Consider the following 21,129-nt stretch of genomic DNA (forward strand, 5'->3'; position numbering starts at 1 on the left):
GTGGGCCGCAGAAACAAGGCCACCGAGTTCAAGTGCATTCGAAGCACTGTCATCCAATTCAACCCTTTCTTTTCGAGCAGAATTTTTGACAGAGCTCAGCTCTCTGGAGAGCGGATTGCGGCTTTAAAAATGGTTAAAGCTGGTAAACTGGGCATTTTTTTATTGTGAAATGTAACCAGCTTAGGATAAACATCGGATCTGCACCTAGCTTCGGCTGGATGCGTGACTCGTCTTCGTATGAAATTCAGGATATTCATCTCATCCCCGGGAGACGTAGGTAAAGAGCGTGAACTCACTCGCGAAGTCATTAAGCGCGTGAGTAACATGATGCGCCACCAGGCGGAGCTTGAAGAGTACGTATGGGAGCTGGAGCCCATGTTGGCTCATGGGGATTTTCAGGACAACATCAAGAACCCGGCGGACTTCGATCTCGTAGTTTGTCTTCTGTGGTCTCGACTGGGAACTCCCCTGCCTGAGAAGTACATAAGAACAGATGGTTCACGCTACCTTTCAGGCACTGAGTATGAGTTTGAGCAGGCTCAATCAGCCCGAGATGCCAAGCGGCGTGAAGCAGAGGAAAAGGCTCTAATAGATATTCTGGACCTGCGGCCAGACTTGATGGTCTACCGCCGCACCAGCAAACCATTCATCCCTTTGGATGCCAGCGATTATCAGGAGCGCAAAGAGCAGTGGGAACGTGTGGGCGTCTTTGTCAAAAACTGGTTTGAAAACCCCAAGGACCAGACGCTGGCAGTGGCGTTCAAACCCTACGACACACTCGATGAGTTTGAGGAGCGTCTTCAATCCGATCTCATCCGCTACATTCAGACCAAGCTGAAGAGCGGAGATCAGCCCCTTGCGCCAGTCATCGCTCCCAGCACCTTGTGGACCGGTGAGGGGCCTTACGTCGGTGAGGCACCTTTTGAGATTAAGCAGTCCCAGATTTTTCAGGGCCGCCTTCGTGCGATTGATGAGGTGCTGAACCAAATTCAGGAGCGCTGGGAGAAGGACAAGCTGGCTTTCCTCTGCATCACCGGCGGCAGCGGCACTGGCAAGTCCTCTCTGCTGCACGCTGGCGTTCTGGCCTGGATGGTCAGACCAGGCATCATCCGCGGGGTGGCAGTCTGGCGACATGCGCTATTGTCATTCACAAAGAAAGAAGATGTCGCGGATCCTTATCTTGCACTCGCGAAAGCCGTCTTCTCCAGCACAGCCCTGCCGGAGCTAGCTTCCGAACTCACCGTCGAAAGGTTTACGGAACTCCTTCGTCGGCCCGGCCAAAGTTTGAAGGAGCAGCCGGACAAGATCATCGCCAGCGCCCTGCTTCGCGTGGCCTTCCAGATTCAGCAGAGCAAGGGCCTTATCAAACTGCCGGAAACCCGCGTCGTCCTGGCGGTTGACCAGATGGAACTCTTGTCTGCCCATGCGCCGTCTTTCACCGCCGCGCTGCACATGCTGGCGTGCAGCGGCGTCGTGTGGATCGTGGCGACCGCCCGCAGTGATGCCGTTCACGCTCTGCGCGAAGCCGCCCCAGCGCTTTTCGCCGGCTCAGCAGTATATCCTCTAAGGCCCCCGACGGATGCAGAGCTCAGCCTCATGATCCGCCGCCCTGCGGAGCTCGCCGGCATTACTTTCGAACAAAACGCCGATCCGCAGAAAGGCCCTTTAAATGAGGCGCTCCTGCTGGAAATGACAGCCAACCGCGATGCCCTGCCGCAGTTGCAGCAGTTGCTTCATTTCCTTTACCAGACCGCCACTGCCACTGGCTCCACCGTACTGACCCACGACCTGTGGCAGAAATATGATCTGCCCGGACGCCTAGTCCGCCTTGCCGACAAACTACCCGAAATCGACGCCGCCTTTGAAGCCGTTTTTTCGCACCTCGTCGCCCTGCCGGATGAGAAAGACAGCATGCCAGTCCGGCGCACGGTGGACCGTGCCCGGGTAGAAGACGCCCACCCTCTGGCACCCGCGTTGATCGCTGGCCTTATCCGTCAGCGTCTGGTCACCGTCTCGGGAGATCCCAAGGATGAAAAGAGAGCCCTCCTCGCAGTCTCCCACCAAGCCCTGTTTAAGGCGTGGCCACGGCTCAAGAGCTTGATCGGGAAGGAAGGGGCCACAATCCGTCTTCGCACTCGTGTGGCAGATGCCGCCAAAATCTGGAGGCAGGAAGGAAAAAAATACTCCTATCTGTGGTGGTATGGCAAGCCTCTTAGAGATGCATCGCGACTGGCAACCCAGCACTCGGCCATCCTTAGTCATGAGGAACTGGAGTTTGCCACCTGCTCCAAGAAGGCGGGTGCGCTGACCCAAGGTCTTGCCGCCATTGTCGCTGTGCTGCTTGTCCTCACTGCGGCAGCCTACTTTGCGTCCCTCGGAGATCTTAAAGAGGAAACCCACCGGCAGGAAATCATTCAGACCGCCAAAGATCGCCTGCAGATCCTCCTCAGCAAAATGCCGGACAGCGTGGGCCAGGAGGCGCGCGGTGAAAAGGTTTCCCATGCGGACAGCAGCGACTCGCTCACTCTGAAGACCGCGGCGGACGAACTGCTCACGATGGCTCCTGCTGATGCCATGGGGCTAGAAGCACGGACAACCGCGCTTCTGGCAGGCAGGAGCTGGGCGCCCCTGCCCGCCGCTGCCCTGGCTTGGCGCGTGAAGGATCCCGCCAGCGCCTGGATGTCTTTGGTGCTGGAAGGCGACGCACTGTGGCTGCAAAAAAATCCCGCCGAAGCCAAGGAGACCTGGATGAAAGCGGACAAGCTTCACCCCTCCTCCGTGGAGATTTCCAGCCGCCTGGCCCTTGCCGCTGAAACCAAAAAGCAGTGGGGAGAGGCAACTAAGCATCTCAGTGCATGGCTGGCTGCCAATGACAATTCTGAAGCCCGCCGCCGCCGCGCGGAAGCAGCCCTGCATCTACGGAACTACAAAAACGCTGTGGAGGACATGAAAGCCGCCCGAGGGCAAAACCGCGCCGACCCGCGCATCCGTGATCGATGGCCCTTCTTTGAGAATTTGGAACACCAACTCCCCGCCCTCATCTCTCTCGGGCAGAAGTTCTCTGGCAGCCCGGGAGACATCAACATTGCGATTCCCTATGCATTGGCTCTTCTGGATGCGGGACTTGAAGAGGAGGCCCGGGAGGTGGCCCAGCGCCAGTGGCCTGAGTCGCCGCGCATCTCCGCTCTGCGCCAGCTCTTTGAGCCGCCTCGCTCAACCAAATCTACCTCTGCGCGCGCCCGCCAAGGGCGTGAGGCAGACCAAAAACTGCTGACGCCCTGATTCCAGCCGACCGACATCCGAACCAGCAACACTCAAACACAAACCTGCATGAAACACCTGCTCTTATCCATGCTTCTGGGACTGGCCAGCCTGGCTTGTACCGCTTCGGCCCAGCCGGAAATCACCCTCACCCCTCCCGGGGGCGAACTAACCGAAGAGACGGTGCTACGCATCAGTTTTCCCAGCCCTATGGTGGACGAACTCATGCTGAACAAAGAAGCCGCTCTCCCCCCCCTTGTCTTTGATCCACCGCTTGAAGGAAGATTCGCCTGGACCAGTGAGAGCACGGGGGAATTCACTATCGAGGACTATGAGTCATCTGACCAGCGCTCGCTCAAAACACAGCGGCATGTGAGTTTGCGGGCCGATCTGCGCGATCTCGAGGGCAAGCCGGTCAAAGCCGAACACTTTGGCGTGGTCTTTTCCCATGCCAAGTTTGATGTCACCCGCTTGCTTCGGCTTTCGAGCGCCGACAACGCAGATGGTGAAGAGGAATGGGTTGACACAGTTTGGGAGCTGGACGCCGAGAACACCGACCGCAATGAAGAAAAGCGGGCCTCAAAACAGAACTCGGAGGATGAAAGTGAAGACAACATCCCCGCGCTGCCCTTTTATCGCATTGAGTTCACGCGTGACATCGCCGGACTGGATTTACAGGCACGCACTTCATTCCGCGATGCTGAGACGGGAGAGAACATCCCAGTCCATGTCGTGTATGAGAGCTTTCAGCCCATCACTCCTAACCGCTCAAGCTGGGTCATTACCCCCAAAACTGCACTGCCACCCGGCAGAAAGTGGCTGCTCGCCATCGAGCACCTGCCGGACGCACAGAAAAAAGAGACACGACAGCCGCTCTTGCGTGCCATCGCCTTGGGCATGAGTGAAAGCTTCGCCGTTACCGAAGCCAAAGCTTACAATTATCCCGGAGAGGGAGGCTTCATCCATTTGGAGTTCAATCTTAACTTCGATCACAGCACAGCCGTGCCAGAAAACTTCAGCGTCACGCCGTCCGTAGGAAAGCTACGTATCGAACCGTGGACCTATGGTCTGAGGGCGTACGGCTCATTTGAGCAAGGCAAGAGCTATGAGATCAGCGTGAGCAAGGCGGTGTGTTCCGTGAACGGTCAGCCACTGACTGAAGCTTGGAAATCAACGGTCACATTTGTGCGTAAGCGCCCGGCCGTCATTATGCCGGACCACTTGCGCTTCATACCCCGGGCGGACACACTACGCTACGACCTCCGGCAGGTAAATACCAAAGAGCTCACCTGGCGCGTGGCGCCCATCCCGCTCGCAGTGTTTGAAAAGGTGCGGTCTGCGGCATTTGGTGAAAACGCGGATTTGCTAATCGGCCATGCAGACTTCGGACTTGTGGCGTTGCAGCAGGGCACTTTCCCCTCCACAGAGAATGAGGTGGATGCTGAAAAGGACCGCCAGGTGACATGGCAACTGCCGCAGGGGCAGAAGGCAGGAACCTTTCTGCTGGAAGTCACCGGGCAAGATTTCGGCGGCCGCCGAGTGGGGAACAGCTGCATCATTTCCGTTGGTGACTGGACACTCGTTCACAAAGAGGCGGAAACGCATCATTTCCACGCGTTGGATGTCATCACCGGGAAACCCGTTCCAGGCCTGGCGCTCATCACCCCCAGAAGCGAGCCTGAGGCCACCGTACTGCCAGAGGACAAAAATGGCAAACCCGACCAGAGCTCCACGCCTAAGTCTGACTGGACATTGGTGCGCACCGATGCCGACGGAGCCGCTGATGCAGATGACAGTTTCGTAGTACTCACCGCCCAGGACGCTCTAGCCGATCCGTTGGATGCCAAAACACTGACCGAGTACCTCCTATGGTCTGGCGGGGAGACAGAAGCTTTTGGGTCACACTTTGACACCGATGCAGACGAGTTCTCGGGCACTGTCTGCACCGTCGTAAAAGATCGTGCCGTTTACCGCCCGGGTGAGACCGTTTATTTCAAGGGCTACCTGCGCATCGTGGAGGGTGGTGTCATGCCGCAGATTCCAGAACCCGCCGAGTATGCCTGGAGGATTATTAATGATGCTGGCATCGTAGAAACAGGCAAAATCAGCAGCGATGAAATGGGCACCTTTAATGGCTCGTGGAAAATTCCAGCAGGAGCCTGGGGTGGCTACACTCTGCGGCTGACAGAGGCCGACGCGCCAAAGGATGACGGGGGGTTCTACAGTACCTCCATCTCCGTGCGTGAGGAGCGCCCACCAGCTTTCTCCGTGATCGTAACTCCTCAAGAAAATACGGGAAGCCAGGCGCAGATCAAGGTACAGTCCACCTTGTTCCATGGAGCTCCCAACGCCCATGCCAAAGTCCGCTGGCGTGCTGTCTGGATGAACCAGTGGTGGATGTTCGATGAGGAGGCCTCGACTTATGTGAATGGATATTACAACGGTTATCTTTTTTTCGACCAAGACTCTCCCAACAAGGAACTCAGAGGGTTGAGCCGCAGCCCTGGTGAGGCTTACTTTCTTTCCGGATGGGAGGGTTATTTGGACAACGGAGGAGCTGGAACAGATTACGACACCCCTCTTGCCATCGTCAGCGGAGAGTCTGAAACGAACGAAACAGGGCAGGTTCTCATCTCATCACCCCTGCCCGTAAAGCCCGAACGTGTTCACGGCCGCTGCCGGGTGTCTTGGTCCGTGGAAGTAGTGTCCACGGACGGCCAGGCACATGACGGCAGCGCCACCTCCAGAGTGCAATTATCGCCTCACGTCCTCGGCATACATACCTCAGAGGCACCCAAAGGAATCCACATCGACATCGCCAGCTTTGATTACGCCGATCAGCATCTCCCAGGAAAACGCGTCAGGGCCAGGCTCTACCGGGTGGATTACAAGCCTTTGAAGGAAACTCTTTCCTCCGGGCTGGTTCGCTACAAGAACAGCCCCTTCTACAACAAAGTGTGGGAAAAGGAGCTCGAAACGCCGATAGATCTAGATGTGCCCGTGCCAACTTCGGGTTATTATGTTACTTGCGTTGACGATCCCCGTAATCCCCTCATCCCGCAGGTGAGTGACGCTTCAACGTTTTCCACCGGGGAGGATGCAGAAACCCCAATTCATGGGCCTTACGACCTAGGTGTTCGGGCAGACAAGCCCTTCTACCGTGCGGGTGAAACCGGTAAGTTTACCATCAACTCGCCTTACGCCGGCACCGCCACTATCAGTGTTGAGACGGACAAAGTACTCCACTCGGAGACCATCCGGCTTCGCTCCAACCTTGAGACTTTCAAACTTAAAATGAAACCGGAGTGGTTTCCGAATGCCTGGCTGACGGTGCACCTGCTCAGGCCATTCCAAGGCCAAACTCTTCCTGCCGAGCGCTTTGGTTTCACTTCCTTCCGGCTTACCAAACCTGAGCTGGAACTCCAGGTGGAGCCGGTGCTGGATCTCCCCGGCGGGTCCACGGCCCCAGGCGCGCAGGTCACCGGTCATGTACGTGTCATGGCTGATGGGCAGCCGGTGAAAGACGCCGAAGTTCTGCTCTATGCCGTGGATGAGGCCACATTGCAGATGGGCCGCTGGACACTCCCGGACTTTCATTCCAAATGGTTCTCGGCAAACACTCACGAGGTGCTGACCTACCCCGCACTGGGCGGCGACTGGGAACCCTCTGCATTTGAGAACCTCTCCGAATCGCAGAAGGGGTACATTCTTGGGGATGGTGTTACAGGCGGTCATAACACCGTTGTGCGCAAGAAGGGTCAGCCGGTGGCCACATGGCAGCCCTCCCTGCGCACGGATGCGAAAGGGCAGGCTTTCTTTTCATTCAAAGCTACGGAAGACCTGACCTCCTTCCGCATCATTGCCGTGGCCACCACCAAGGACTCCGCTACCGGTGTGGGCAAAACCATGCTACGCCAGCACAAGCACCTGCAGGTGGAGCCGCGGCTGCCCCGCTTTGTCAGAGAGGGGGATATGCTGCACTGCCGCGTGGCCCTTCGGCAGGACTTCGCGCCGGAGGCACAGGGCGTCCGCGTGAACTTTCTTCCCGATACAGGCATGGAAGTACTCGATCCGTTGAAGGCGACTTCTATTCTTTCCCCCACCGCCGCCAGCACCGTGCAAAGCTACCGCGCCCGCGTGAAACCCGGTGTGGCGTCGCTGGAAATCGGTTTCAGCGCCAAAGCCAGTTTCGGTTTGGAATCTCATGAGGATGCCGCCGCCATCACGCTGCCAGTGCGGCCTTCGGTGCTGGACCGCCAGCATCTGGTCGCCGGGCCGCTGGAATCCCTCCAGCTTGACAGCAGCCTGCCGCAGACAACACAGGCGCGTTGCGATCTCCTGGTCTCCTCCTCCCCTTGGTTGCCCACGCTGGACAAACTGGTGCGCTTTGAGGAAATGCCACACCTGACCTTGGAGCACGCAGCCCGCCTGTTGCGGGTGCTGACGGCCGCCCGTCTCGCAGAATTTCTCCCTCCTTCCCCGGGTTCCGACAACGCCGATGCTGCACGGGTTGTGAAAGAGTCCATAGATGCCTTCCGCATGGCGGACTGGAAGGCTCCCGGCCTTGCTGCCATCCCTGATGGCAGCAAGACGGATCACTTTGCAACACTGCTCTCCGCACTGGCACTGCTGAGCGCTGCTGAGGATGGTCATGAGGTGCCGCAAACTCTTTTCGAAGGAATTACCACATGGGTGGAGGACACCGCCCTGACTAGCATTGATGAGGATGATGAGGAAGATGGGATCAAAAAAAATGCGTCGTTGACCGCCGCGGGCAAAGCGTTTGCCTGCAGCGTGCTTGCACGCTTTGCCAAGTCGGCCAAGACTCCCAACTGGATCAATCATCAAAGCCTCGCTCGAATTTGCACAAACCTCTATCGCGACCGAAAGGATATCGGCCTGGAAGGACGTGCATTTTTAGTCCTTGCATTCTCGAGGCTTGGAACGGGTGACGAGGAGCTCTCCGAGCTGCTGGATGAACTGGAAGAACCCGCCTCGCCGTCAGCGGACACGATGGAATCTGGGGACACAGACCATTCCACGCCGATGCGCACTGCGGGCGTCTGCCTGCTGGCGCGCGCGACTGCCCGGGGCGCCACCTGGAGCCCCGAGCAGCGCCTCGAAGAGGTGGCCAGGATCGAAGCCGCCCTGACCAGCGCAGGCACGATAGCTCCACAGGAAGCCATCTGGTGGTTGATGGCCTTGGACACGATCATTAAGTCTGTCCCCCATGCCAAACTTGCGGCCACAGAAGTCCGCCCCAGACCTGATGCCGTGTCTGAAAACGGCACCACTATTGCTTGGTTCAACCGGCCTGCGGATGCCCTGCGGCGGGATTTTACGAGCCCGGGCCTGGGCACCACCAGCGGGAGCTGGCTGCTGCGAGTGCGCGGCACTGAGTCGGCTGCCCTCACGGCACAATCGTCCCGGTCTGCAGACGAAGCCGGTAAGAGCGGAGAGCAAGGTCTGGTCATGGCCAGCAGCCGCATCAATCTGACCAAGGCCAGCCGCACGGGCAGCAAGGACGCGCCTTTTCGCATCGGAGATCGTGTCCTCATTACCTATGAGTTCAAGTCCGGGCAGACCCGCCGTTTTGTGCAGCTGGATGATCAACTACCCGCCTGCCTGGAACCTCTGGGCACGGATTTGGCAACTCTGGCGGACACCCTGCGCGTGCCGGACATCATCAAACGCCGGGCGATGAAGATCAGCAGCGTGGAGCGGCGGGATGATCGACTGGTGCTCGTTTTTGACAGCATCAGCGCCACAGCAGACCGCTATTGCGTTCTGGCCCGCGTAAACGCCGCCGGTGAATTTCACTGGCCAGCCCCGCTCATTCGCTCCCTCTATGACGGCAGCCTGCGCACGGAGGGCCTGGACAGCATGGCTTATGCAACGGAGTAGAAAGCGTTGGATGCGCCGGCTGGCAGGCCTGATTCTCACTGCGGCGGCGGCCTGGCTTGGCCTGTATGCCACGAGTGAGTGCGTCTCTCTACCCGAGGACCTGATGAAGCCACAGGCAGGCACGCCCATACTGCTGGACCACTAAGGGCGGGTGATTGCGGAACTGGCGTCCACAAGCGCCCGAGTGCAGCACCCCTGTGGCGCGGACGCGCTGGGCCCGCATTTGCCGGTGATCATCGTAGCGCTGGAGGATCACCGCTTTTACCAGCACCATGGCGTGGACTGGCAGGCGCTGGTCGCCTCAGTGTGGGCCAACATTCGCTCAGGCCGCATTGCACGCGGAGGCTCCACCCTGACGCAGCAGCTGATCAAAGTCTCCACGCCCGGCAGGAAGCGCAGCCTGTGGGCCAAGCTATATGAAAACCTGGCTGCCTTGAAACTCGAGCGCCGCTGGACGAAAGAGCAGATCCTCACAGCCTACCTCAACCGGGTGGACTTTGGCAACCGCAGATTGGGAGCACAGGCTGCGGCTGAAGCCTATTTCGGCCGCAAGCCGGCCAAGCTCACCTTCCCCGAGGCGCTCCTCCTCGCAGCCTTGCCGCATGCGCCCACCCGTTACAATCCCTGGTCGAGGCCGGAGGCCGCGCGCCTGCGTTTTCAGCAGGTGTTGAATCAGCTCATTGGACAAAAGGTGTTTCCTCCTGCGGTGCTGGCTTCGGTGCTTCCGCCGACGGTGCTGCCGCGTCACGCGCCGGCGGCTGAGGCATTCCATTTCACCACCTCCCTGCGCCAGCGCCACCCGCCGCCCCCCGGCACCACCACCACCACGCTGGATCTGGAACTCCAGCGCAGTGTCACCCTGTTTCTACAGTCGCAAGTTCGCACCATTCGTTCGCTAGGTGCCACCCATGCGGCGGCCGTGGTGCTGGATTCCCGCACGGGCGCAATCCGCGCCATGGTGGGCTCGGCGGACCCAGCAGGCCCAGCGGGCCAGATCAATGCCGCAACGACCTTTCGCAGCGCAGGCTCCACGCTCAAACCCTTCCTTTATCTGAGGGCCGTAGACACCCGCAGCCTCACCGCCGCCACCCTGCTGCCAGACACGCAGGACGCCATCCGCGACACCTTCCCGGACTATGATCCGCGGAACTATGACCTGCGCTTCTTGGGTCCTGTCCGCATGCGCGAAGCGCTGGCGTGCTCACTCAACGTTCCCGCCGTCGTCACCCTCGCCCGCCTCGGACCTCGCGAGGTCTTCGCAGAGCTGCAGTCGTATGGTCTGAAGTTTCGCCGCGGCTTTGACGCCTATGGCGCGGGCTTCATCCTCGGCAATGTAGAGGTGCGGCCTCTGGAACTGGCGGCCTGCTTCGCTGCCTTTTCCAATGAAGGCATGGCGGTGACGCCACGGTGGCTGGAATCACAGCCGGTCAAACGACACCGCCTAAGTCCACCGCCGGCCGCCACCATCTTGGCAGATATTCTGTGTGATAACCAAGCGCGCAAGCGCACCTTTGGACTGAACTCACCGCTGTCTTTTGAAGGGCTGCGCATCCCTGTCAAAACCGGCACCAGCTCCGGCTTCCGGGACGCCTGGACCGTGGGTGCCACACGTGAACACAGCGTTGCCGTGTGGGTGGGAAACATCCGTGGTGCGCGCATGGATGAGGTGGCCTCCATCACGGGTTCGGCCCCTCTCTGGAGGGCCATCGTGGACGAACTGCTCAAGCGCGGTGACCACGGCATCGCCTCCCCGCATGAAGGCCCCCTGCTGCATCAGGCCCCGGTATGCCAGACCACCGGACTGTGCCCCGGCAAGCAGACCATGGAAACGGCACCCGAGTGGTTTCTGCCCGGCTCCGAGCCTACGGTGAGCGCAGACACCATGTGGCAGGACACTACTGACGGGCCAGCTTTGGTACTGCCCTCCCGCCAGTTTGCTGTCTGGTGCGGCTCCGCCAGCAACACTCTTGGGGCTGTGGCGCAGGCCAGCGAAAGCATCCGCATCATCAGTCCTCATGCGGGTGCCTCTTTTGAACTGGACCCACATATTCCCGCCGCCCGCCAGTGCCTTCCGCTCCAGGCCGTCAGCCCACCGGGAGTAACGCTTGAGTGGGAAGTGGACGGGCGGCCCGTGATTGGTTCAGATTCAGGCTTCATGTGGCCGCTGTCGCCAGGCAAACATGAGGTTCGCGCCCGTGCGGGTGCCTTGACCCAATCGCAGGTATTTGAAGTGAGATCCCCGGCGGTTTCTGCTTCAAGGAACTGAGCACACATCGCCACTATAACAGCAAAATGTTCGGATCCTTGCTCAACGAGTTTTCCGGAGAACATCATCACCCCCTCATTCAATTTATCCAACCCGACAATTGAAGTATCAGGCGAGGTTCATGTTAGGTCTAAACATTACAGTATCTCAATAAATAACCTAGTTAAATTGACAATATTTATGAAACCCAAAATTAAGCCAGACCTTGCGAGCAATGCTCCTGATGAATCGGAGCTACCTGTTGCATATGATCTCGACACCGAGCAACGCAGATGCCGCCAACTGCAGGTCCCGTGCAAACGAGCAGTCGCATGGATGGAAGGGGGGCGTGTTCATATATCTGTGCTTAAGTCCAAATCGGACAAGGTGAATCTCCGGTCAAAACGTGATGCCATGTTCCTGAGGTGGGTCAAAGAATCGGGTTTGCTCGACAATGCTGAACTCGAAACTGAATCGCCGATAAAAGCGAATCAGCTCATCCCTGAGTACGTCAGATGTCTCGCTGTATCCAATGGCGAGGCTTGGCATTGTTGGAGGCCTAGTGAGGTTGGTGCGGTTCTCACATTTTCTCAAGAGACACCCCCTGGACGACGTTTTCAGATAATTCCCCTGGAAAATACGATCTTTGATCCTGACAAAGCACCTCTCGTTTGGCGAACCAAAGACGAGACACCATTGGCAGATCGATGTGTGCTATTCGGTAGAAAACTCCTTTTTGAGGCCGCCAGGGTGTACGCCACCGGGGTAAAATTTATTGAGGGCTTTGAAGGTGAATTCGAAGAGATGTCGAAATACCCGCATTCGGTCGAAGGCACATTACCAGTACGGCTTTTAATTGACTCCAAAAACCGCATTTTCGCGATGATTTCGAACATCGCCCTCCTCAAATACAGGCCCAATCTTGAGCTCGATTTGGAAGTCGCCTTACGCCAGGGGTTTCTCATTGGGAGGTGGCTTGCGCAGGCAGAGGCAATCATTTCGAGCTCGGGTTTCACCAAATTCGCAGCCCAACAAGCCAATTCAGGGCAAAAAACTTCGTTGTTTCTGAGATGGATTATCGATCTACAAGATTCATGTCTTAAAGGCCTTACCGCCTCGCAAATCTTCTCGTGGCTGGATGGAAAAGATGACCCCGAGTTTAAAGGGCACAAACTCATCGTTAAGGACGATGAACTGCAACGGGGGAATGGACGCATTATGAAAATGGCGACGTTCCAAGCATCTCTTTCGCGTGCAAAAAAACGCGCCCGCGAGAAAGTCTCCTGAGAAAAATATTAGCACTTAGGCCGGTGCTAATTTCGCTGAGGTGACGGCGACGAAAAGGATGGAACTTTAGGAGTCCTATGAGCACTGCAAAGGACACCAATACCCCTGCCCACTTCCTTACCCCCGCTGATCTGGCTGCGCGCTGGAAGATCACGCCGATGACCCTCCGCCGCTGGCGCAAAGCGGGTAAAATCAAAGCATCCATGCTCGGCCGCGGCGTCCGCTTCGCCCTTCCCGAGGTGGAGCGCTTCGAACGCGAAGCCCAGGCATAACAAAGCCGGGGAGCTTTCGCCCGCCCGGCCTCGCGTGTGGATACGCGGAGAGTAAGCGAATCAGCCCCCCGGCGCAACGAACAATTGCGCCCGCATGCACAACTCGTCCCGCCTCGATGCGGACACGCTCAAACAGCGTCTGCCCGACTACCTATTCGCCATCGGTCACCCGCCGATCTTCCACCCAGGCGGCACCCGCCTTGCGGCACTCTGCCCTCTACACCAAGACACCAAGCCTTCCTTCACCGCCATACTCAAGAGGGAAACCTGGCAGTGGTTCTGCCACCCCTGCGGATTCGGCGGCACGGTCATTGACCTTCACGCGGCACGCTCAGGCAGAAGTGTGAAAGCCGAGTTCAAAGTCATCTGTGCGGAAATCGCAGTGCTCACCGGCCTTAATCCCGCCACAGCACCAGCCTCACCAGTGCATAAAAAACCGGCCCCAAAGCCGGCGAAGACCTCCCAGGCCATCAGCGCCCACGAGTTGGAGCGCCTGACTGCCCCCTGGCGCATCCGGCTATACGAAGACCACCAGATGCGCGAGGCCTTTGCCCGTGAGCTTCAGCTTTCTCCCGAGACTCTCCGCAGGCTCACCATGCCCTGCCTGGACGCCTTGGGAATCGTTCCAGCTGGCCTGCCCCTGACCAAGGCAGATGGCACCCAGTGCAAGCTCAGCAAATCGAGGCTGGTCTATATCGGCGATGGAGGATACAAAATACGAGCCCCTTTTGGCCCTGTAGGGCCTCGATTCTGGCGGGTTGGCGCACTTCGCCGCCCCTGGCGCAGTCACTGGCTGTGCCGCGCGGCGTCCACGATCACCGATGTGCACCTGGTAGAGTCGGAAAGCACTGCCGCAGCGCTCATCGAGGCCGGGTTCAACGAACCCTTTCATGCGGGCACCTGTGTCATGGCCACTTCAGGTGCCAATGGCTTCGATCCCGACTGGGTGTCGCTGTTCACGGATCTGAACGTCCATTTCTGGCCCGACAACGACCCCGCCGGCCAGCGCTTTTTCGAAGAAACCGCCACGCTCCTTCACGGCACGGCCAAGCGGATTTGCCAGCATAAACCCGACTATCAAACCCCAACTGCATGAGATCGAAACCCAACATCGCAAAAGATCCGAAGGACGTCCTTGTTCTTCATGGCAAGAACCACCTGCACAACGCCCCGGTTGAAGATTGGGCTCCGCCGGAGCCCCCCCTGCCCCAAGCTTCCCACCTGATTCCTGAAAACGAAAAGCACGAAAAGCACGAAAACTCCACCCCGGTTCGGGCCGATTTTTCGTGCAATTCGTGCTTTTCGTATGGAGGGAGCAAACCACCCGTGCTGCCAGACTCGGCACTTTACGGCACAGCCGGCGAAATCGTGCGGCGCATTCTGCCATGCACAGAGGCTGACCCGGCTGCACTTTATGCGCAGTTGCTCGCCGGCCTCGGCAATCTCATCGGGCCCTCGCCCTATTTTCTCGCAGATGGCTCTCGCCACCACACGAACCTGTTTACCATCATCTGCGGACGCACTGCAAAGGCCCGGAAGGGCACATCCTGGGCACAGGTGAAATCCATTTTGGATGAAGTCGATACCATCTGGTACTCCATGCGGGTGAAATCAGGCATCGTCTCTGGCGAGGGCATCACCCAGGTTTTTGAAGACGACACTGACAAACGCCTGCTCCTGCAGGAGGGGGAATTTGCCCAGGTGCTGCAGGTGATGAAGCGCGAGGGGAACACCGTTTCTGTACTGCTCAGGCAGGCATGGGATGGCCAGAAAATTGCCGTGCTGCGCCGCAAGGATGCAATCGAGGTTGAAGGCGCACACATCAGCATGATCGGCCACATCACCATTCAGGAACTACACCGTCTTCTTGCCGCTGTGGAAATGAGCAATGGTCTTGCCAATCGCTGCCTCTGGATACACGCAGACCGCTCCAAACTCCTGCCGGAAGGTGGCAGCAAACCCGACACATCCGAATTGGTCACGCAACTTAGCGCCGCCGTGAATGCCGCCGCCACACGTGGTGAAATCCAGCGCGATGAAGAGGCACGCACTCTGTGGCATGAAATTTACAAAGACCTCAGTGAGCCCCACCCAGGCCGCCTGGGGGAGATTCTTTCCCGCTCTGAAGCGCAAGTCATGCGCATCGCCCTCATTCTGGCATTGCTTGATGAATCCCGCTTCATTTGCAGACCTCATCTCGAAGCAGCCCTCTCCTTCTGGCGTTACTGCGACGCCAGTGCCGCGCACATTTTTGCAGAAACTTTCGCCAATGCAAAAGCGGCAAAAATCTGGGAAGCACTAGGCAGTGGCCCGCTCACGATGACCAAGATCCACGAGCTTTTCGGCAGGAACGCCAGCAAACCAGAAATCGAAGCCGCACTCTCCGAGCTTGCACCAAAGATCGTGGTGGAAACTGGAGGTGCCGGGGGTGGGAAACTGATCCGCCGCAAATCTTGATGGATTCTTGTCCCTCCCCGCGATGAAAAGACAGGCCTTGGGGTAGCATGTCGAAGAACCCACGGACGAACACTGTATTACAATCACGAACAATAACTCACGGCACTGCCTCGCACACACACACGCACGCGCGTGCGTACGCGAGGAAAATTCAGTATTTTGAGGAGATTTGGGCGGTTTTTCGGCGATGTCTCGCAGCCCTCCTGACCTCACGCGCCAGCCACTCGGTCTTGATCACATCCCTGCGAAAGGTCTCGTCACTGTCCAACCGCCGACGACACGTCTAGCTGGCACGTAGAAGGCTTGGGCGGCATTTCCGCTGTCCTTACCCTCAAACAGGCGTTGCAGGACCTCCTCAGTAGCTTCCTCACGAACCGCCAGGGCCAGGTGCAGCTTCTCCCGATCCCCGCCGCCACGGACATGGAGCCTCACTCTTTTGCATTCCTGCGTGCCAGTGATACGCTGGCCCCAGATGAAGCCCTCCGCAGCCCATCCCACATCCTCGCCAGCCTCTTCCCAGTCGCTTCCGCAGCCCGTTCCAGCCTTCACCCCGGAGCAGATGTACGCGCAAATTTCCCACAGCCCGGGGAACCTCGGCCGTCAGTCGGGGGTCGTCCCGCAGACGTTGCCTTCCTGCTGGACTGGGCCAAGAAGAACCACCGGTTTGCCCCGCTACAAAGCTTTCAACTGAGCGCATCTTGAGCACCTTAGCCAGGCATTCCATATGCCGCTCGAATACATGACTCTTCCGCTGTGATGAGTTTCCATTAACTCAAATTCACCGCACCCGCGCCTGGACCACTCGCCGCACGTCCAGTGTGAACCCCTGGCCATTCTCAAAAGGCTTCACGTCCCCAGTCACCTGCACGACGGGATAGCGCACGGTGTTGAGGCCGTAGGCGCGGTAGGCGGCGGCGAAGATTTCGCATTCGACGATGCCGGTGCGGTCGCAGAGTGAGATGAACTTCATGGGCTGGCCGTTTTGCTGGAGGTGGGAGCGGGTGACAACAATGAGGCCGCAGATGGTGACACGCTGGCCGGGGTAACGGTGCAGTGCGGCAATGGGGCAGTAGGTGCGCCAGTCCACCTCGGGGTAGCAGTCGAGCGGGTGGGCGGTGACGGTGTAGCCGAGGAGGGCGGATTCATCTTGGAGCCGCTGCAGGAGCGTGGGCTCAGCGCGGAATGTGGCGCGCAGTTCGTCAGCGGGGGCATCGCGCAGGAGCCAGTCGGCGCCGGCGCTGTGGTCGCGGCTGGTGTGGAGGCAATGCCAGAAGTGGGCCGTGCGCGTGTCGCCGAGACGGTCAAAGGCTCCGGTGCGGATGAGGTTGAGTGCATCGGGGCCTTCGGGGTGGACGCGCCGGCAGAAGTCACGCACGCTTGTAAAAGGGGCTCGGGCAAGCTCGATACGCCAGCGTTCGAGGGTGGCGGTGCTGAGGTCTTTGATGCAGCGCAGGGGAATGCGGATGGCTTTGCCCAAGGAGGGCGCAGGAGTGCCGTGTGCAGCGCTGCTGGCCTCGACGGTGAAGGCATCACTCAGGACGTTGACGCAGGGATGCAGAAAGCCGATTCCCAAGCGGCGGCATTCCAGGGTATAGACCAGTGGGGAGTAGAAGCCCTTGCCGTTGGTGAGCACGGCGGCCATGAACTCGGCGGGGTGGTAGTGCTTCGCGTAGGCACCCTGATAGGCCTCGACGGCGTAGGCGGTGCTGTGAGCGCGGCAGAAGGCGTAGCCCTGAAACCCGGCGACGAGCTCCCAGACCTTGGTGATGGTAGGTTCATCCCGCGACAGAGCGCGGGCGGCGGCGATGAACTCGGTCTTGATCTCGGCGATCTTGGCGGCGTCCTGTTTGACCAACGCACGCCGCAGGATGTCGGCCCGGCCGGGTGCGAGTCCGGCGAAGGCCTCGCAGATTTGCAGAATGTGCTCCTCATAAGCCACGACGCCGAAGGTCGAGCGTAGCACGGGGGCGAGACTTTCGTGGGTATAGTCCACTTTTTCGAGGCCCTGCGCACGGCGGGCGAATTGCGCCTTTTTGAGGCCATTGGCCGCGCCGGGGCGGATCACAGAGACGATAGCGACCAGGCGGTCGATGTCCCGCACATCGGCCATGCAGGCGAGGCTGGTCATGGCGGGACTTTCGATGTGATGGACGCCGCGCGCGTTGCCGGTGGCGATCATCTGCCAGACACCTGGATCGCTCCACGGCTGCACTGCGCCTGTCCGGGGTGGGTGCTCGGTGCCGCCTGCAGCGCCGACTTCCAGCGCGGGGAGGTCCAGCTTGAGGTCTTGGGCGCCAAGAGTGATCTGGGTGTCCCGCAGCACAGCGAGGCCGCCCTGGGCGAGGATGTCGAGCTTGATGAGGCCGACGGCCTCGACGGCATCCATGTCGAAGTGGGTGGTGGGCCAGCCTTTGCTACTCGTGAAGGTGGGCGTCTGAGTGCGGATGGGGTCACGCGAGAGTACGACGCCGCAGGGGTGCATCTTGGCGTAGCGGGGAAGGCCATCGAGCATGCCCGCCATGAGCAGGGCGGTGCGCAGCGGCTCCTCCTGCCACGCGGAGTGGTCGCTCTCACGCGAGACGGCCAGCGCATCGGCCGCGTGTCGGGCGTCAGTCCATGGCATGTGCTCGGTAAGGCGGCGAATTTCGTTTTCAGCGACGCCCAGCACCTTGGCGACATCGCCAAAGGCGGAGCGGGCCTGGAAGGTGCTGAACCCGCCCACGATGGCGGCGTGCTCGGGACCGTAGCGGTCGAGCAGCAGCCTGACCACGTCGTCTTTGCGGTCATGGGCAAAGTCGATGTCGATGTCCGGCAGCTTTTGCAGGGCCATGCGGTCGCGGTTGAGGAAGCGCTTGAAGTAAAGCTCAAAGCGGATGGGGCAGACATTGCTGATGCCCAGGGCGTAGCAGACGAGAGAGTCCGCCGCACTGCCACGGGTGATCCAGCCTATCCCCTGCCCTGCACACTCCTGCAGCAGGTGCCAGACGGTGAGAAAGTACTCCTCGTAGCCGACCTCCGCGATGATGGACAGCTCCTCACGCAGCTGGGCCAGGTGTTGTTTTGACCGGCTGCCGTAGCGGCGGCGCAGACCGGCATGAGCGAGCTGGTGCAGCATGGCGGAGGGCGTGCTGCCATCCGCAGGAATGTAACGAGGAAACCGTAAGGTTTTAAGATCAAAGGCGAACTCGCACTGCTCGACAATGTCCTGCGCAGCCTGCACGGCGGCGGCGTATGACTGCTCGCCCCTCCCCGCCGGCGGATCAAAGGCGAAGTCGCCCCGGCGCTTTTGAGGATGAGTCTCATGCAGAAGGGTGAGGGTCTTCATGCTCTGCAGGATGTCGAAGAAGACGCGGTCCTCGGGCTTGCGGTAACGTATCGGTTTAGTCGTTACATTAAAACCCGTGGCGGGTACTAGGACCAGGCCTTCAGAACAAGAGTAAAGCTGTTGTTTTGTAACGCCATTGCCGTCACCCACTGAAAGCAGTTGGCATAGATTTTGGTATCCGTGGGTGTTCCGCACGTAGGCGAGCAGCGGCTCCGTCTCACAACTCAGCTCCGCGCCGATGATGGGCTTGAGCCCCGCGGCGGCGGCGGCCTGAAAAAACGGCACGGCGGCGTGGAGATTGGGGTCAGTGAGCGCGACAGCGGGCATCTCATGGGCGACTGCCGCATCGACGATGGCCGGGATGGTGAGAGTGGAATCGAGGAAGCTGTAGCAGCTCTTCACATTCAATGCGGGCAGGGCGAGACGAGGCGCATGACACGTGATGATCTGCGGGCCGGCGCCGGGGCGCTCGCGCAAGACTCGATTGGTCACGCTGGCGGTGGGATCAGTGACCAGCCGGGCCTTTGGCAAAGTCTGTCGGGGGGAGTGTCGGTGCTGGGAGAGCCAGAGATCATGTCCGCGCATGATGCTGCGGTTTTCATGCCGCAGGGCATCCACGACAGTGGCGAGCCTGCCCAGACGCTCGCGGGTGATGTCCGACTGCTCCAGTGGGAGCATCGCGGAAAAACCCGTCTCATACACCTTGCTGAAGCGCAGGCCGACGAGCCGCACGCTCACGCGGCGCTCCCAGGCGCGCTTGAGCAGGCCGGTGAGCAGCGGATAGACATCGGGCTCCAGATCGGTCGGTTCATCGAGGCTGGTGGAGCGTATGACCTCATCCATGTCGTTGTAGCGCAGTCGTAAGGTGAGGGTGCGGATGCTTTTGCCGTCCTGCCGCACGCGGCGCATGAGGGTGTCTGCCATGGCGCGCAGACGTGCGATGATGAAGGCGGTGTCCGTGGTGTCCTGGCTGAAAGTTTCCTGTTCGCCGTAGCTTTTGGCCTCGGGGGCGTCACAGACCACGGGGCGGGTGTCGTACCCCATGGCGTAGTCATGCAGCACGGGGGCCCCCTTGCCGATCAGCAAAGCCAGCTCCTCGACGGGTGTGCGGGCAATGTGCTCGACGTGGCGGAGTCCGGCGGTGTTGAGCGTGGCAGCAAGCTGAGGGCCGACGGAAGGCAGCCATTTGTTTTCCAGCGGCCAGAGGAACCCCTGTTCATGCCCCGGTTCGACCTCGATGAAGCAATGGGGCTTGCGCAGCTTGCTGGCGATCTGGGAGACGAGCTTGTTGGCACCCACGCCGACGGAAACGGAGAGTTTCAGGCTCTGGGCGATGGCCTTTTGAATGGTGGCGGCGGCATCGCCAGGGCGGGTGCGCTTGGCCCCGTAGAGATCGAGGTAGCACTCATCAATGGAGGCCTGCTCGACCAGCGGGGAAAAGTCATAGGCATACGAGAACATGAGGCGCGAGAAGCGCTCATATTTGTCAAAATCGCCGGGCAGGACGATCAGGCTGGGGCAGAGCTTGCGCGCCCGGGCGGTGGGCATGGGGGTGTAGATGCCGAGCCGCCGTGCCTCGTAGCTGGCGGAGGCGATGATGCCGCGTCGCTCACCACCGACGGCGACGGGACGCCCGCGCAGCTTGGTATCCGCCGCCTGCTCCACTGAGGCAAAGAATGCATCCGCATCGAAGTGCAGGATCATGGCACGTCACCTTTCAGAAAGGCGCAGCAGGGCGATGAGCACCCCCTGGATGACGAGCTCACGCGCCGGGATGAGGTCGGGGTATTTGGGATTGGAGGCGCGCAGATAGGGCACACCACCCTGCACGATGAAGCGCTTGAGGGTGGTTTCTCCGTCGATCAGCGCGGCCACGATGTCTCCATGCCGGGCTTCGCGGAACTCCATGATGACGATGTCGCCCTCCAGAATGGCGGCATTGCGCATGGAGTCGCCTCGCACTTTCAAGGCGAAGGTGCGGGCGTTTTTGGGCAGGCGCAGGGTGGCGGGGTCGATGTCGATGCAGCCGTCCACACGGCCTTCAGCCAGCTCAGGCCTGCCGGCGATGATGCTGCCGAGAAAGGGCACCTGATGCCGAATCCACGAGCGGGAATCGGAAAGCCAAAGAAGATCGAGGGCGTGTGTTTGACGTGGCAGGGGCATGCCTGCCAAATACTGTTCTTTTGAACATTTTCAACTTCGAGTTAAATTCACCGGCCCCTCCCGCATTCGGCAAATGCGGGGGCTCCTCAACTTTGCCCCCTTCCCTACAGAAGGTCTCGTCACTATCCCATCCGCCGGTGAAAAGTCTGCCTGGGCACTTAGTAGGTCCGGAGGATCTGCTAAGTGCCCTCCCCCTCAAGTAGGCGTTGCAGCAC

Annotated in this window: 9 protein-coding genes; 7 read left to right on the forward strand and 2 right to left on the reverse strand. The window is 59.6% G+C overall.

All coding sequences use genetic code 11. The annotated features are described in order from the left end of the window. Positions 1 to 324 precede the first annotated feature (324 nt). From ACZ5WW_RS03725 to ACZ5WW_RS03755, 7 genes are all read left to right on the forward strand, one after another. The gene (locus ACZ5WW_RS03725) at positions 325 to 3,282 is read left to right on the forward strand and encodes an nSTAND1 domain-containing NTPase (protein WP_377167755.1); all 2,958 of its coding nucleotides are present in this window, start codon (positions 325 to 327) and stop codon (positions 3,280 to 3,282) included. Between the two features lie 48 nt (positions 3,283 to 3,330). Beyond that, entirely contained in the window at positions 3,331 to 9,165 is a 5,835-nt protein-coding gene (locus ACZ5WW_RS03730) for an alpha-2-macroglobulin family protein (RefSeq protein ID WP_377167752.1), read from the forward strand. Positions 9,166 to 9,316: 151 nt separating this feature from the next. Then, positions 9,317 to 11,431, forward strand: a complete 2,115-nt coding sequence (locus ACZ5WW_RS03735) for a transglycosylase domain-containing protein (RefSeq protein WP_377167749.1) — start codon at positions 9,317 to 9,319, stop codon at positions 11,429 to 11,431. A gap of 180 nt (positions 11,432 to 11,611) precedes the next feature. Then, positions 11,612 to 12,697 carry a hypothetical protein gene (locus ACZ5WW_RS03740; RefSeq protein WP_377167746.1) on the forward strand — a complete coding sequence of 362 codons (1,086 nt, stop codon included), beginning with the start codon at positions 11,612 to 11,614 and terminating at the stop codon, positions 12,695 to 12,697. Between the two features lie 77 nt (positions 12,698 to 12,774). Continuing rightward, positions 12,775 to 12,969 (forward strand): helix-turn-helix domain-containing protein, encoded by a 195-nt coding sequence (locus tag ACZ5WW_RS03745; protein WP_377167743.1) that lies wholly within the window; start codon positions 12,775 to 12,777, stop codon positions 12,967 to 12,969. A 94-nt stretch (positions 12,970 to 13,063) separates the two neighbouring features. Then, positions 13,064 to 14,065, forward strand: coding sequence for a CHC2 zinc finger domain-containing protein (locus ACZ5WW_RS03750; RefSeq protein WP_377167740.1), 1,002 nt, complete (start codon positions 13,064 to 13,066; stop codon positions 14,063 to 14,065). Continuing rightward, positions 14,062 to 15,426, forward strand: coding sequence for a DUF3987 domain-containing protein (locus ACZ5WW_RS03755; protein ID WP_377167737.1), 1,365 nt, complete (start codon positions 14,062 to 14,064; stop codon positions 15,424 to 15,426). Before ACZ5WW_RS03750 ends, ACZ5WW_RS03755 begins: the two co-directional genes overlap by 4 nt. Before the next feature lie 778 nt (positions 15,427 to 16,204). Here ACZ5WW_RS03755 and dnaE read toward each other — a convergent pair. Beyond that, positions 16,205 to 20,455, reverse strand: coding sequence for a DNA polymerase III subunit alpha (gene dnaE / locus ACZ5WW_RS03760; RefSeq protein WP_377167734.1), 4,251 nt, complete (start codon positions 20,453 to 20,455; stop codon positions 16,205 to 16,207). Between the two features lie 6 nt (positions 20,456 to 20,461). After that, positions 20,462 to 20,914, reverse strand: coding sequence for a LexA family protein (locus ACZ5WW_RS03765; RefSeq protein ID WP_377167731.1), 453 nt, complete (start codon positions 20,912 to 20,914; stop codon positions 20,462 to 20,464). Positions 20,915 to 21,129 lie beyond the last annotated feature (215 nt).

The organism is Prosthecobacter fluviatilis (assembly GCF_055388355.1).